Source organism: Rahnella sp. PD12R (genome assembly GCF_019200965.1).
Taxonomy (GTDB): Bacteria; Pseudomonadota; Gammaproteobacteria; order Enterobacterales; family Enterobacteriaceae; genus Rahnella; species Rahnella laticis.
The window spans coordinates 167,042-180,014 of sequence record NZ_JAHTMS010000010.1 but is presented as its reverse complement, the minus strand read 5'-3'; the positions used below and the strand labels follow the sequence as shown (position 1 = coordinate 180,014).

Sequence of the window (12,973 nt, the reverse complement as noted above, 5' to 3'; positions counted from 1 at the left end):
TGTACCACCCTTTCATTCAAGACTTCACCTGCGAATGTCAGAAATTGCCGGTTCCCGTACCGGTATTAATGTCTGGAAGGGTTACCTGACACACAAAAAGAGGTTGTTATGTTTGGTCTTGATGCGCTAGAACTGGCCCGGATCCAGTTTGCGTTCACCGTCTCTTTTCACATCATTTTCCCCGCAATCACAATCGGGCTTGCCAGTTTTCTGGCTGTTCTGGAAGGCATGTGGCTGAAAACGAAGAAAGAGGCTTACCGCGACCTGTATCATTTCTGGTCGAAAATTTTTGCCGTGAACTTTGGTATGGGCGTGGTCTCCGGCCTGGTGATGGCTTACCAGTTCGGCACCAACTGGAGCATGTTCTCCTCGTTCGCCGGGAGCATTACCGGCCCGCTGCTGACCTATGAAGTGTTAACCGCTTTCTTCCTCGAAGCCGGTTTCCTGGGCGTGATGCTCTTCGGCTGGAACCGCGTCGGCCCCGGTCTGCACTTCTTCTCCACCTGCATGGTGGCGCTCGGTACGCTGATGTCCACCTTCTGGATCCTCGCGTCCAACAGCTGGATGCAGACACCGCAGGGCTACGAGATTGTTAACAATCTGGTCGTGCCGGTCAGCTGGATGAAAATCATCTTCAACCCGTCTTTCCCGTTCCGTCTGATGCACATGACCACCGCGGCCTTTCTGGCGTCGGCGTTCTTCGTGGGTTCTGCGGCGGCCTGGCATTTACTGCGCGGGCGAGATACCCCGGCAATCCGCACCATGCTGTCGATGGCGATGTGGATGGCGCTGATTGTCTCCCCGATTCAGGCATTCTTGGGCGATGCCCACGGCCTGAACACCCTGAAATATCAGCCGGCTAAAATTGCGGCCATCGAAGGTCACTGGGAAAATAAAGACAATAAACCGACGCCGCTGGTGCTGATCGGTTACCCGGATATGAACCGCGAAGAAACCCGTTACGCGGTTGAAATCCCGTATCTCGGCAGCCTGATCCTGACGCACAGTCTGACGCATCAGATCCCGGCGCTGAAATCCTTCCCGAAAGAAGATCGTCCGAACTCGTCAGTCATTTTCTACACCTTCCGCATCATGGCCGGTCTGGGCATGCTGATGATTTTACTGGGTGTGCTGAGCCTGATCCTGCGTCGTGGCGGCAAAATGTATACCTCTAAAGCGTTCCTGCGCTTTGCCTTCCTGATGGGGCCTTCCGGTCTGCTGGCACTGCTGGCGGGTTGGATCACCACGGAAATGGGGCGTCAGCCCTGGGTCGTTTACGGCCTGCTGCGCACCAAAGATGCGGTATCGAACCATAACGTTCTCCAGATGAGCGTCAGCCTGATCCTGTTCATCGTGATTTACTGCTCCGTATTTGGCGTGGGTTACGGCTACATGATGCGTCTGATCCGCAAAGGTCCGCAGGCGCATGAAGGCGAAAGCGTAGACCACGGTGGTCCGGGCCAGCACCGTACGCCAGCGCGTCCGCTGTCTGCTATTTCGGAATCACTGTCCGACGACTCTAAGGGAGCTTGATAATGGGTATCGACTTACCGCTGATCTGGTTTTTGATCATCATCTTCGGCGTGATGATGTACGTGGTGATGGACGGCTTCGACCTGGGTATCGGTCTGCTGTTCCCGCTGGTGAAAAAAGAGCACGACCGCGACGTGATGATGAACACCGTTGCGCCGGTCTGGGACGGCAACGAGACCTGGCTGGTGCTGGGCGGTGCGGCGCTGTACGGCGCATTCCCGCTGGCGTATTCGGTGATTCTGGATGCGCTGTCTATCCCGCTGACCCTGATGCTTTTCGGTCTGATTTTCCGCGGCGTGGCATTTGAATTTCGTTTCAAAGCCAGTCCGGCCAAACGCCATGTGTGGGATAAATCCTTCATCTGGGGATCGGTTATCGCGACCTTCTGTCAGGGTGTGGTTCTGGGCGCCGTCATCAACGGTATTCCTGTGGTTAACCGCACGTATGCCGGTGGCGCGCTGGACTGGCTGACGCCGTTCACCCTGTTCTGCGGGTTCGCGCTGGTCGTGGCGTATGCCCTTCTCGGCTGCACCTGGCTCATCATGAAAACCGAAGGCGAATTGCAGGAAGCGATGCACAAAATCGCTAAACCTCTGCTGGTGGTTTTCCTGCTGGTGACGCTGGCAGTCAGTCTGTGGACACCGCTGACGCACAGTGATATCGCCACCCGCTGGTTCACACGCCCTAACCTTTACTGGTTCCTGCCGGTACCGGTTCTGGTGGTATTAGTCTCTGCGTGGATGTTCCGTGCCATCAGCAAAAATGCGCATCACGCGCCGTTCCTGCTGACGCTGGCGCTGGTGTTCCTGGGCTATACCGGTCTGGGGATCAGCATCTGGCCGAACATCATTCCGCCGTCCATTTCTATCTGGGAAGCGGCGTCACCGCCACAAAGCCAGGGCTTCATTCTGGTTGGCGCGCTGTTCATCATCCCGATCATTCTGGTGTACACCTTCTGGAGCTACTACGTGTTCCGCGGAAAAGTGACGCCGGATCAGGGTTATCACTGAGGAATTTCGTATGAATCTCATCAGAAAAATGGATGACAACAACATCACCAAAGCGCCGTTCTTAAAACGCGTTGGCTGGATGGCCGTCATCTGGGGTGGAAGTGTGTTAGCGCTGTTTGTCGTCGCGACAGTATTTCATCTGCTGATGTTTGCAGCGGGAATGCGGGAGCATTGATGCAGAGGGCCGCTGCATCCGTGGCGGCCTTTTATTTATTTCTTCAACACCAATTCCACGAAATCACAGATATCTTCCATGGCTTCCAGCCTGACGTCGGCTGAGGGCATGACGATCAGCTGATCGGCGTAGCCGTTGAGCATTGCGGAAAGCTGGCGGGTGACGCGTGCGGCATTGGTGGATCGAAATATCCCTGCTTCAGTGCCTGCGCTGATGATTTCAGCCAGCAAATCCAGCCATTTTCTCACCATCAGTTGCGCCAGCGCGGCGTAAGCCTCGTTGTGCGCCGCCAGTTGCCACAGCGAACCGTAAAGTCGCCAGATGTCACCCTGCGTGTCCGGCAGATAGCTGTTTACCAGCGTGTGGAGTTTTTCCTGCGGCGGCAGCGCCACGATTTCTGCGGTGAACTCCTTGAGCTCCGCCAGCATTACCTCCGTCAGCGCTTCGATACACAGCGTCTGCCAGTCGGGAAAGTAGTGATAAATATGACTGCGCGAGATCCCGACGTATTCCGTCAGTTCGCGCGTCGTCACTTTCTCAATCCCCTTTTCGATAAAGAGGCTGATTGCGCCGTCGAGGATTTTCGCCCTCAACGCTTCCCGATTTTCTTTCATCATCAATCCTGTGCTGGCATTGAGCAACCGCTCAGGTCGCAGTTTATCAGGAAGACTGGCGCACGCCCACCGGCTTACGCAGGACGATTTTGAGCACCACTACGGTGGCGATCACCAGCGTGGCGGCAGAAATCAGCACTGCCAGAAACGCCTGATCAAACGCCGTCCGCGCCAGTTCGCTGATTAACGTCGCATGCTCCGGGCTGAGATGGCTGGCGAGATTCAGCGCTTCATCGAGGCTGTCATACGCGCCGTCGCCGGTCACAATACCGTCCGGCAGCATAAGGCTGCGGCTGTAAACTGCCGTCATCAGGCCGCCCAGCAACGTCACACCCAGCACGCCGCCCATTTCCCATGACACGTCCTCGATCGCCGCGACCATTCCGGCTTTCTCTTCCGGGGCGTTCAGCATGATGGAGGTCGATGCCGCCGTCACCGCGCCGCCAAGGCCGAAACCTAAAATAAACAGGCTGACGAGCTGCATCGCGGTACCGCCTTCAAACAGCAGCGCGTGGCTGACAATTCCCGCGGCGGAAAGCGCGAAACCGCCGAGCATAATTTTACGGACGCCGTATTTTGGCATCAGCATTCCGGCCAGCGGCGATGCCAGCGCGGAGGCTACCGGAATAGGCAAAATAAACATCGCGGCCATAAATGGCGTCAGCCCGAGCACCAGTTGCAACCGCTGGCTCAGTACCAGTTCGATGCCGATCAGCGCAATCATCGAGGTGATCGCCACGCCCACGCCGCAGGCAAAGGCGCGGTTGCGGAACAGCGAAAAATCGATCATCGGCTGCACGGCGCGTTTTTGCCTTCTGGCGAACAGCCCCAGAAACAGTACGCCTGCAAAGGCCGGGAACAACACGCCCGCCCATGAAGAGTTCATATTGCTCAGCTCTTTCAGCGCATAAATCACGCCGACCAGCCCGAGCATCACCATCGCAGAACCGGTGAAATCACACGGACGTTCCGGGTTGCCTTTGCCGCGCGGGATCAGCGCCAGCGCACAAGGGAATACGGCCAGCACAATTGGCACGTTGATCAGGAACACAGAGCCCCACCAGAAATATTCCAGCAATACGCCGCCAATCACCGGCCCGAGCGCCGCCGCGCCTGACGCCACTGCCGACCAGATACCAATCGCCAGCGCACGTTCGCGCTCATTGGTAAACACATGGCGCACAATCGCCAGCGTCGCAGGCATCATCATGGCCGCGCCAATCGCCAGAAACACGCGGGATGCGATCAGCCATTCTGCGGACGGCGCAAAAGCCGCGCACAGAGACGCCAGCGCAAACACCGGCAGGCCGCTCATAAACAGATTTTTATGCCCGAGACGGTCACTCAGCATACCCGCGCCGGGAAGCAGCCCGGCGACGACCAGCGGATACGCATTCACGATCCATAATTTTTCGGATGACGACGCCCCCAGCGCCAGCGTCAGACGCGGCAGCGCCGTGTAAAGCACCGTCATATCAATGATGATCAGGAAAAGGGTACTGGTGACAATGGCGAGGATCAGCCAGCGGTTTTGGACGAACATATACAGCCTCAGAAAGTTTTTGAGCACTTGCTCAAGCGCGAAAGGTACTTGAGCGGGCGCTCAAAATCAAGCGAAGCCAGCGTAATGGTTGAGGATCGGTTGACACACCGGCGGGCAGAAACGCAGAACTCAGCGGCAAGAAAAAGCCCACCGGAAGGTGGGCAAAAGGGGTAAACAGACTTTTATCTCAGCTTTCTTATTATTTCCCCGGTGAGGCGAAATTACTCTTTAACCGTGTCTTCCAGCGTGAAACGGCCCAGCGGATTCTGATGGAAATCTTTGATATTTTTACGTGTCACGTTGCGGTACGGGCTGTAATACAAATCGATCCAGTTCACGTCCGCTTTAGCCATTTTCTGTAGATCGATATACATCTGCTGGCGTTTTGCCGGATCCATTTCCACACGGGCGGCGGCCACCAGCGCTTTCACTTTATCGTTGTGATAACGCGTCATGTAGTTGTTGTTGGAATCATGACCCAGCACAAATGTGGTTTTCTGATCGGGATCGAGGATGTCATTCGTCCAGTACATCACCGAAATGTCGTAATCGCCCGCGACTAACATGTCCCAGCTCTGGCTCGGATCCACTTTTTGCAGACTGGCCGTAATGCCCGCTTTTGCCAGCTGTTGTTGCAGCAGAACGGCGATTTGCTCATCCACTTCATCCCCGGCGTTCACCAGATATTTCAGCGTCAGGTTTTTCACGCCTGCCGCTGCCAGCAGCTGTTTGGCTTTCTCCGGGTCATAAGGGCGTTGTAAGTTACCGGCGTAGTGATACAACGCGCCGTCAGGAATATAGGAATTGGCGATTTTGCCGTAGCCGAACGTCACGGTGTCGATAATCGACTTTTTGTCGATGGCGAAATCCAGCGCCTGACGGACTTCAACTTTGCCCAGATCGCCGTGTGAATGGTTAATCAGCAAGTGGTCTTCTCGCGTAGAAGTGTCCAGTTCGACGGCCAGTTTCGGGTCTTTTTGCAACGAGGAAATGCGTGAGAATGGAATCGACAGCGCCGCATCGATTTCGCCCGCCTGCACTTTGAGCATGCGGGTATTGTCGTCCGGCAGCGTCAGCCACTCGACGCCATCAAGCTTTACCTTCGCGGCATCCCAGTAATACGGGTTTTTGACCAGCTCGACTCTCTCGCCACGCGTCCACTCTTTCACGCTGAATGCGCCCGATCCCACGGGATGTTCGGCAAAATCATCCGCGCCCTGTTTGGTCAGCGCCGCCTGTGAAATCACCGACGCATTAGGCAGCGCCAGCTGGGAAAGAAACGCTGCCGACGGCGTTTTCAGCGTGATGACCAGCGTGTGCGCATCGCCCGCTTTCAGCGTATCAATAATGCTGTACGAATCTTTCCACAGTGAACCGGCGTCATCGCGGATACGCGTCAGGCTGAACACCGCATCCAGAGCCGTGACCGGCGTGCCGTCTGAGAATTTTGCCTCGCGCATTTTCAGCGTATAGGTTTTGCCGTCCGGCGAAATCGTCCAGCTTTCCGCCAGCCCCGGCAGCAGTTTGGTGCCGGTATTGTCCACGCGAACCAGCGGATCAAACACGTTGGAGAACACCCAGTTATCGGCGTTTTGCGCCGATTTGATCGGGTCAAACGTCGTGCTGTCTTCGCGCCGCCCGATGGTCAGAACCCCGGCCGCCTGCGCCATTTCGCTGACCAGGCTCAACGCCAGCAGCACCCCGGCGGCCACAACGTTAAAATGCTTTTGCTTCATGTCACATTCCTTCAGTCATCGGAAAAATCCTTTCGCTACCGGGCGCATCAAGCACACAGGCGAAAGCATGGTCGGCAATATGCCGGGTTTCGGGTGCCGCGCCCTGCCTACACGCAGGAAGCGCACGGGCACAGCGTGGATGAAAAGCGCAGCCCGCAGGCAGCGAAACCGGGCTGGGCGGCTCGCCCTGTAACGGGTTCTCCGGCAGCGGGCGGTCGGGGTCAATTTCAGGAATTGCCGCCACCAGCGCGGCAGTGTAAGGATGGCGCGGCGAAGTAAAGACCGTCTGCGTCGGGCCGCTTTCAACAATCCGCCCCAGATACATCACTGCCACGCGGTCGCAGAGACGCCGCACAATCGCCAGATCGTGCGCGATAAACAAAATTGCCAGCCCCATGCTCTCGCGCAGATCCATCAGCAAGTTGATGATTTGGGCCTGAATCGACACGTCGAGCGCGGCGACGCATTCATCGGCGACAATCAGCCGTGGCTCAATCGCCAGCGCGCGGGCAATGCCGGCACGCTGGCATTGCCCGCCACTCAGCGCCTGCGGCCGCCGCGACGCATGTTCTGCGCTCAGGCCGACCAGCGTCAGCAGTTCGTTAATCCGCGCCGGTATTGCCGCTTTTGCGACTTTCTGATGCACGCGCAGCACTTCACCAATGCTCTCGCCCAGCGTCTGACGCGGGTTCAGCGAGGAAAACGGATCCTGAAAAATCATTGCCGTTTGCTGACGAAGCCGGGCAATATCCGGTTTCACGCCGCCGGTGATCAGCTGCCCGTTAAAGCGCACACGCCCTGCACTGGCGCTCTCCAGCTGCAACATCGCGCGCCCCAGCGTGCTTTTTCCGCTGCCCGATTCGCCCACCAGCCCCAGCGTTTCTCCGGCATTGATGTACATCGACACACCGTTCACCGCCTGCACGACGCGCTTTTTACGCCCCAGCCCGCCGGATACCGGAAACGTCACCGACAAATCTTCGGCTTCCAGCAGCGGATAAGGCCGCACATCCGGCGCAGCCGACCGGTCAGAAAGTGGATTCATTTTCCCTCCCGGAAATCACCGGACTGAGAACCCGCAAAGGGTGATGGCAGGCGGCGACATGGCTGCAGGCAAACGCAGCGGTCGGCATCGCGGGCTGAAGGTCATGGCACTGCGCCGTGGCGTGTGAACAACGCGGATGAAAACGGCAGCCGGTCGGGAAACGCGCCGCCACCGGTGGCTGGCCGGGCAACGTGATCAGCCGCCCCGCGCCGCCTTCGCTGGCGGGCTGACAGTCAATCAGGCCGCGGGTATAAGGATGCAGCGCCTGCGCCAGTACGTGCCGTTTTTCGCCGGTTTCACACAAGCGCCCGCCGTACATCACCGCGATGTGGTCGCAGGTTTGTGCTACCACGCCGAGATCGTGAGTAATGAGAATAATGGCGATACCCAGCCGGTCGCGCAGATCGCAAAGCAGCCGTAAAATCTGCATCTGCACGGTGACGTCCAGCGCCGTAGTCGGTTCATCGGCAATCAGAATTTTTGGCTCGCAGGCCAGCGCCACGGCGATCATTGCGCGCTGACGCATACCACCGGAAAACTCATGCGGATAGTTGTCCACGCGACGCTGCGGATCGGGAATGCCCACCTGCCGCAGCCATTCGACGGCCTGACGCTGTGCCTCGCGGCGGCTCGCCCCAAAATGCAGGCGGCGGCTTTCTGCAATCTGCTGCCCGATGGTCATCACAGGGTTCAGATGGCTGGCCGGGTTCTGGAAAATCATGCCAATTTCCCGCCCGCGAATGGCCGTCATGCGTTTATCGTTGATCGTCAGTAAATCGGTGTCATTCAGGCGGATTTCTCCGGCGCGGATGTTCAAGCCTTCGCCCGGCAACAGGCGCATCATCGCACGACAGCTCAGCGTTTTGCCCGACCCGCTTTCGCCCACCAGCCCGAGGATTTCACCGGCACTGAGCGTGAGGGAAAGCTTATCCACCAGCGCCACGCCCTGCCGGTCTTCAATGGTTAAACCGCACACCTGCAACAGCGTCATGGGCGCTCCCCCAGTTTGTCGCCTAAACCGTCGGCCAGCAGGCTGAAACTCATCGCCAGCATCACAATCGCCAGGCCCGGAAACGTGGTTATCCACCAGGCGGTGGTGATAAAACTTTGCCCTTCAGCGACCATCACGCCCCATTCGGCCAGCGGGGGCTGAACGCCTAAGCCGAGGTAACTCACTGACGCGCCGCTGAGCAAAACCAGCACGCAATCGGACATCGAAAACACCAGCGAACTGGTCAGCGCGTTGGGTAAAAGATGCAAAAGCAAAATGCGCGGATGGCTGTAACCCAGGCTGCGCGCGGCCAGAATAAAATCCCGGTGTTTAAGCGTCAGCACCTGCGAGCGTACCAGCCGGGCATAAGACACCCAGCCGACCATCGCCATCGCGATATAAAAACTGCTTAACCCCGGCCCGATAATGGCGATGATAGAGAGCATCAGCACCAGAAATGGAAACGCCAGCACCACATCGATAACGCGCATAAAAAACGTATCCACCGCGCCGCCGAGGTACCCGGAAAACGCACCAATCAACGTGCCAAAGGTGAACGGAAAGATGACGCCGATAATGCAGATTTGCAGATCAATCCGCGCGCCCCACATCACGCGGGAAAGAATGTCGCGGCCAAAGTTATCAGTTCCAAACGGGTGCGCAAAAGTTGGCGGCGACAGCGTGACGGCAGCGTCCTGCGCAATCGGGTCGAACGGGGCAATCCACGGGGAAAACAGCGCAATCAGCACCCACGCGCTCAGCATCAGAATACCCAGCCGCAGCGCCTGCTGACGCGGCAACCAACGCAGGTGAAAGCTGCCCAACCGCTGCGTGGCTATTTTTTCGGTCATGCTCATAGCTTCACCCTCGGATCTAACGCCACCGTCAGCAAATCAGCCACCAGATTGACGGCCACCGTCGCCAGCGCAAACACCAAAACCACGCCCTGCACCACCATGTAATCACGGCTGATAATGGCTTTCACCAGCAACTGCCCCATGCCCGGAATGGCAAAAACGCTTTCAATCACCACCGTGCTGCCAATCAGCCAGCCGATATTTACCGCCAGGAGATTGACCGTCGGCACCAGTGAATTGGGCATGACGTGCCGCCAGAAAATCCGGTACTCGTTCTGCCCGCGCGCCCTGGCTGCGGTGACATAATCGTTCTGCAATTCCATCAATAAACTGGCGCGCAGATTGCGGGTCAGCACCGCCGACAGCGCCAGCGCCACGGTCAGACAAGGCAAAAACAGATGATGTAAACGCTCGCCAAAATCGCTGCCGTAGCCCGACACCGGAAACCAGCCGAGCGACAGGCTGAACAGCAAAATCATCATGATCGCCAGCCAGAACGCCGGTAATCCGAGGCCGACGGTAGAAAGCAGACGGATCATCTGATCTGCCAGCCGCCCGCGGTTTCGCGCCGCCGTTGCCGCCAGTGGCACGGTAAACAGCATCGCCAGCAGCACGCTGCCCAGCACCAGATACAGCGTCGGTTCGATGCGTGACATGATCAGTTTCAGCGTATCCACGCGGTAAATCAGCGATTTACCCATTTCGCCATGCAACAGGTTGCGCAAGAAGTAGAGATATTGCTGCCAGACTGGCAGATCCAGTCCGTACTGCGCACGAATGCGGGCGATGGCTTCCGGCGTGCTGCGTACGCCCAGCAGGATCCTCGCCGGATCGCCGGGAATGGCGCGCACCATGACAAACGTCAGGATGCTGATCCCCAGCAAAACCGGCAGCAGTTGCAGCGGGCGCCAGAGCAAAAATCGGTAACGGTGCATGGCAATCCTCTTAATGACTGTTTTTGGTGCAGAGCAGGCGTCATTTCCCCTGTGGCTCTACGTTAGCCTCAGCAAAACCTCACCGGTAGTTAGCAAAAATACTAGGTTTGTCCCGTCGGAGATTTGGCACTGCGATTGCATAACTTTTTCTTAACAACCGGTGAGCAGCAAAATCGGTGCCCGATCAGCACATTCATGGCGGAAAGAGGAACTTGCGGAGATGAATTCATGAAACTCGCGGTGAAAGAAAGTGCAGCGCCATTACGGGAAACCACCGTGGACGGCGCGTTTAACCAGCTCTTTGCGCAGACGTCGCGTCTGGGGTTCGATGCCCTGATCTACGATTACACACCGGTACCGCGATCGCTGGAAGGCGAGCTGATCACGCCCTCTTTGCTGCGGATGTGTAACGTGCCGGGCGACATGCAAAAGCTGTGGCTGGAAAGTGGCTATTATCAGGTCGATCCGGTGCAGCATTACGCGCTGGAAAGCTGCGCGCCGTTTGTGTGGTCCTATCAGCGGCCGGACAATACGTCCCTGCAAAATCGCCTGAGCGATCTCAACAAACCGGTCACGCATTACATGTGTGATAACAATATGCCGTGCGGCGCAACTGTCCCCCTGCATTTGCCGAACGGCGGGTTTGTCACCGTGACCGGCATACACACCGGCGCGGGGCATGAACTGGATATTCGCGATGTGCTGGCGGAGCTGAGCCTGCTGGCGCTGACGTTTCAGGAGTGCGTCTTTCCGCTGTTCGACGCCAGCGTGCTGACCTGCAAACATGTGCGGCTGAGCAAGCGCGAACGCGAATGTCTGGCGTGGGCGGCGGAAGGGCTGACGGCCAAGGAAATCGCCCGCAAACTCAACCGCTCGGTGGCCACCGTCACGCTGCACCTCAACACTGCCGGTCGGAAACTGGGGGCGAGCAACCGCGTCCAGGCAGTGGTTCGCGCGCTGCATTACCGCCTGCTGGACAGCTGACTGCCCGATTTCCTATCTTTTTTACTAGCTGTTCAGCACCGCCCCGATGTTTACCCTGAGAAGATTATTCACCGACAGGGGAAACAAAATGGTCAACATCACTGAAGGCTACGCGCCGTTTCAGGAATACCAGACCTGGTACCGCATCAGCGGCGATCTCAGCAGCGGCAAGACTCCGCTGGTGATCGCCCACGGCGGACCGGGCTGCACGCACGATTACGTCGACGCCTTTCGCGACATCGCCGAAACGGATCGCGCGGTCATTCATTACGATCAGGTAGGCAATGGTCGTTCGACGCATCTTCCCGATAAACCGGCCGGTTTCTGGCAACCGTCGCTGTTTCTGGCAGAGCTGGACAATCTCCTGCGCCATCTAGGCATCGAAGAAAACTACGCCCTGCTCGGGCAATCCTGGGGCGGAATGTTAGGTGCCGAACACGCCGTTACGCAGCCGGACGGCCTGAAGGCGCTGATCATCGCCAACTCACCCGCCTCGATGGAACTCTGGCTGCAAGCCGCCGCCCGCCTGCGCAGCGAACTTCCTGCCGGTGTGCAGAAAACCCTGCTCGCCCACGAACAGGCCGGAACCATCGACAGCGAAGAATACAAAGCCGCCTCGCAGGTTTTCTACGCGCGCCACGTTTGCCGTCTCGACCCGTGGCCGGAAGAGGTAAAACGCACCTTCTCCGCGATGGACGCTGATCCGACGGTTTATCACGCCATGAACGGCCCGACCGAATTTCACGTCATCGGCAGCATGAAAGACTGGACGATCATCGACCGTCTGCCGGCGATCAACGTACCGGTCTTGCTGATTTCCGGCCGCTACGACGAAGCCGCCCCCGAAGTAGTTCAGCCCTTTGCCGACAGGATCAAAGACGTCCGGTGGGTGATTTTTGAGAATTCAAGCCACATGCCGCATGTGGAAGAACGGGGAGCGTGTATGGAATGCATTCAGGAGTTTCTGGATTTGCAGGAGGCAGCTGCAAAGGGCTGCCTTTAAAGGCGGCCTGGTGTAAATTTCGGTTTTTCAATTGCGGTGATCGCTCAAGGTTAAGACCTTGGGCTCGCCGCCCAAACGACTTTGAAGCAGCAGCTTGGTGTAAGTTTCGGTTTTTCAATTGCAGTGATCGCTCAGCGGCTCGCGCCGAAACCGACCAAAGAGGCCCAGGACGGGGCCTCTTTGGAATCTCCGCGTCTTTTTACAACCCGCGCTATCGCTCGCTGGCTATGTTTCAGGTACAGCAGCTATTGCCGCGAAAACTTGCCGCTGCGCGGTTCCCTTTCTCGGTTTCGAGCCACAGGTCTCGAAACGCTTCGTTCGGCAAGCTTTCTGAAAGCGGCCTGAGGCTTATCTAAATTCAACGGCAATCTGTTTTCTTGCTTAACCTTTTGTAATAGCGTCCACTCTTTTTCTAAAAAATAATCGGCAGTGAGGTTTTGAACTAAAAAGCCTCTGGCCGCTTTCAAAACGACGTCGAGTGAGTGGTGAGAAACAGCGAGAGTCTTTTTTCGAGCAGGTTCGAACCCGAGGCGAGAGAACCGCGCAG

12 protein-coding genes are annotated in these 12,973 nt (G+C 57.4%); 5 read left to right on the top strand and 7 right to left on the bottom strand.

What is annotated here, in order from left to right; translation table 11 throughout:
- Window positions 1-108 precede the first annotated feature (108 nt).
- The 3 genes from KWG64_RS19605 to KWG64_RS19595 are packed head-to-tail and all read left to right on the top strand — an operon-like array spanning window position 109 to window position 2,718.
- A complete protein-coding gene (locus KWG64_RS19605) occupies window positions 109-1,533 on the top strand; it encodes a cytochrome ubiquinol oxidase subunit I (protein WP_218522883.1) in 1,425 nt (474 codons plus the stop codon).
- Window positions 1,534-1,535: 2 nt separating this feature from the next.
- Entirely contained in the window at window positions 1,536-2,543 is a 1,008-nt protein-coding gene (gene cydB, locus KWG64_RS19600) for a cytochrome d ubiquinol oxidase subunit II (RefSeq protein WP_101079059.1), read from the top strand.
- Window positions 2,544-2,553: 10 nt separating this feature from the next.
- Window positions 2,554-2,718: a DUF2474 domain-containing protein gene (locus KWG64_RS19595; protein ID WP_152326793.1), complete on the top strand. Its 165-nt coding sequence runs from the start codon at window positions 2,554-2,556 to the stop codon at window positions 2,716-2,718.
- Window positions 2,719-2,753: 35 nt separating this feature from the next.
- Here the strand turns inward: KWG64_RS19595 and KWG64_RS19590 are convergent, their stop codons facing one another.
- From KWG64_RS19590 to KWG64_RS19560, 7 genes are all read right to left on the bottom strand, one after another.
- Window positions 2,754-3,332 carry a TetR/AcrR family transcriptional regulator gene (locus tag KWG64_RS19590; protein ID WP_218522882.1) on the bottom strand — a complete coding sequence of 193 codons (579 nt, stop codon included), beginning with the start codon at window positions 3,330-3,332 and terminating at the stop codon, window positions 2,754-2,756.
- A gap of 46 nt (window positions 3,333-3,378) precedes the next feature.
- Window positions 3,379-4,875: an MFS transporter gene (locus KWG64_RS19585; RefSeq protein WP_218522881.1), complete on the bottom strand. Its 1,497-nt coding sequence runs from the start codon at window positions 4,873-4,875 to the stop codon at window positions 3,379-3,381.
- Window positions 4,876-5,096: 221 nt separating this feature from the next.
- Complete coding sequence (locus tag KWG64_RS19580) at window positions 5,097-6,611, bottom strand: ABC transporter substrate-binding protein (RefSeq protein ID WP_218522880.1); 1,515 nt, start codon at window positions 6,609-6,611, stop codon at window positions 5,097-5,099.
- A gap of 1 nt (window position 6,612) precedes the next feature.
- Window positions 6,613-7,656, bottom strand: a complete 1,044-nt coding sequence (locus tag KWG64_RS19575) for an ABC transporter ATP-binding protein (RefSeq protein ID WP_218522879.1) — start codon at window positions 7,654-7,656, stop codon at window positions 6,613-6,615.
- Complete coding sequence (locus KWG64_RS19570; protein WP_218522878.1) at window positions 7,640-8,647, bottom strand: ABC transporter ATP-binding protein; 1,008 nt, start codon at window positions 8,645-8,647, stop codon at window positions 7,640-7,642. The genes KWG64_RS19575 and KWG64_RS19570 overlap by 17 nt, the downstream gene beginning before the upstream one ends.
- Window positions 8,644-9,504, bottom strand: a complete 861-nt coding sequence (locus KWG64_RS19565) for an ABC transporter permease (RefSeq protein ID WP_218522877.1) — start codon at window positions 9,502-9,504, stop codon at window positions 8,644-8,646. The genes KWG64_RS19570 and KWG64_RS19565 overlap by 4 nt, the downstream gene beginning before the upstream one ends.
- Window positions 9,501-10,439 (bottom strand): ABC transporter permease, encoded by a 939-nt coding sequence (locus tag KWG64_RS19560; RefSeq protein ID WP_218522876.1) that lies wholly within the window; start codon window positions 10,437-10,439, stop codon window positions 9,501-9,503. Before KWG64_RS19560 ends, KWG64_RS19565 begins: the two co-directional genes overlap by 4 nt.
- A gap of 228 nt (window positions 10,440-10,667) precedes the next feature.
- Here KWG64_RS19560 and KWG64_RS19555 point away from each other — a divergent pair, with 228 nt between their 5' ends.
- Together KWG64_RS19555 and KWG64_RS19550 are read left to right on the top strand one after the other, a co-directional pair.
- A complete protein-coding gene (locus KWG64_RS19555) occupies window positions 10,668-11,423 on the top strand; it encodes a LuxR family transcriptional regulator (protein ID WP_218522875.1) in 756 nt (251 codons plus the stop codon).
- Window positions 11,424-11,511: 88 nt separating this feature from the next.
- Entirely contained in the window at window positions 11,512-12,426 is a 915-nt protein-coding gene (locus KWG64_RS19550) for a proline iminopeptidase-family hydrolase (protein ID WP_218522874.1), read from the top strand.
- Window positions 12,427-12,973: the final 547 nt, after the last annotated feature.

Bases quoted from the DNA above. Each gene is read 5' to 3' on its own strand.
- KWG64_RS19555 (WP_218522875.1), top strand. From the start codon at position 10,668: ATGAAACTCGCGGTGAAAGAAAGTGCAGCGCCATTACGGGAAACCACC.
- cydB (WP_101079059.1), top strand. From the start codon at position 1,536: ATGGGTATCGACTTACCGCTGATCTGGTTTTTGATCATCATCTTCGGC.
- KWG64_RS19580 (WP_218522880.1), bottom strand. From the start codon at position 6,611: ATGAAGCAAAAGCATTTTAACGTTGTGGCCGCCGGGGTGCTGCTGGCG.
- KWG64_RS19550 (WP_218522874.1), top strand. From the start codon at position 11,512: ATGGTCAACATCACTGAAGGCTACGCGCCGTTTCAGGAATACCAGACC.
- KWG64_RS19565 (WP_218522877.1), bottom strand. From the start codon at position 9,504: ATGAGCATGACCGAAAAAATAGCCACGCAGCGGTTGGGCAGCTTTCAC.
- KWG64_RS19560 (WP_218522876.1), bottom strand. From the start codon at position 10,439: ATGCACCGTTACCGATTTTTGCTCTGGCGCCCGCTGCAACTGCTGCCG.
- KWG64_RS19575 (WP_218522879.1), bottom strand. From the start codon at position 7,656: ATGAATCCACTTTCTGACCGGTCGGCTGCGCCGGATGTGCGGCCTTAT.
- KWG64_RS19590 (WP_218522882.1), bottom strand. From the start codon at position 3,332: ATGAAAGAAAATCGGGAAGCGTTGAGGGCGAAAATCCTCGACGGCGCA.
- KWG64_RS19605 (WP_218522883.1), top strand. From the start codon at position 109: ATGTTTGGTCTTGATGCGCTAGAACTGGCCCGGATCCAGTTTGCGTTC.
- KWG64_RS19585 (WP_218522881.1), bottom strand. From the start codon at position 4,875: ATGTTCGTCCAAAACCGCTGGCTGATCCTCGCCATTGTCACCAGTACC.
- KWG64_RS19570 (WP_218522878.1), bottom strand. From the start codon at position 8,647: ATGACGCTGTTGCAGGTGTGCGGTTTAACCATTGAAGACCGGCAGGGC.
- KWG64_RS19595 (WP_152326793.1), top strand. From the start codon at position 2,554: ATGAATCTCATCAGAAAAATGGATGACAACAACATCACCAAAGCGCCG.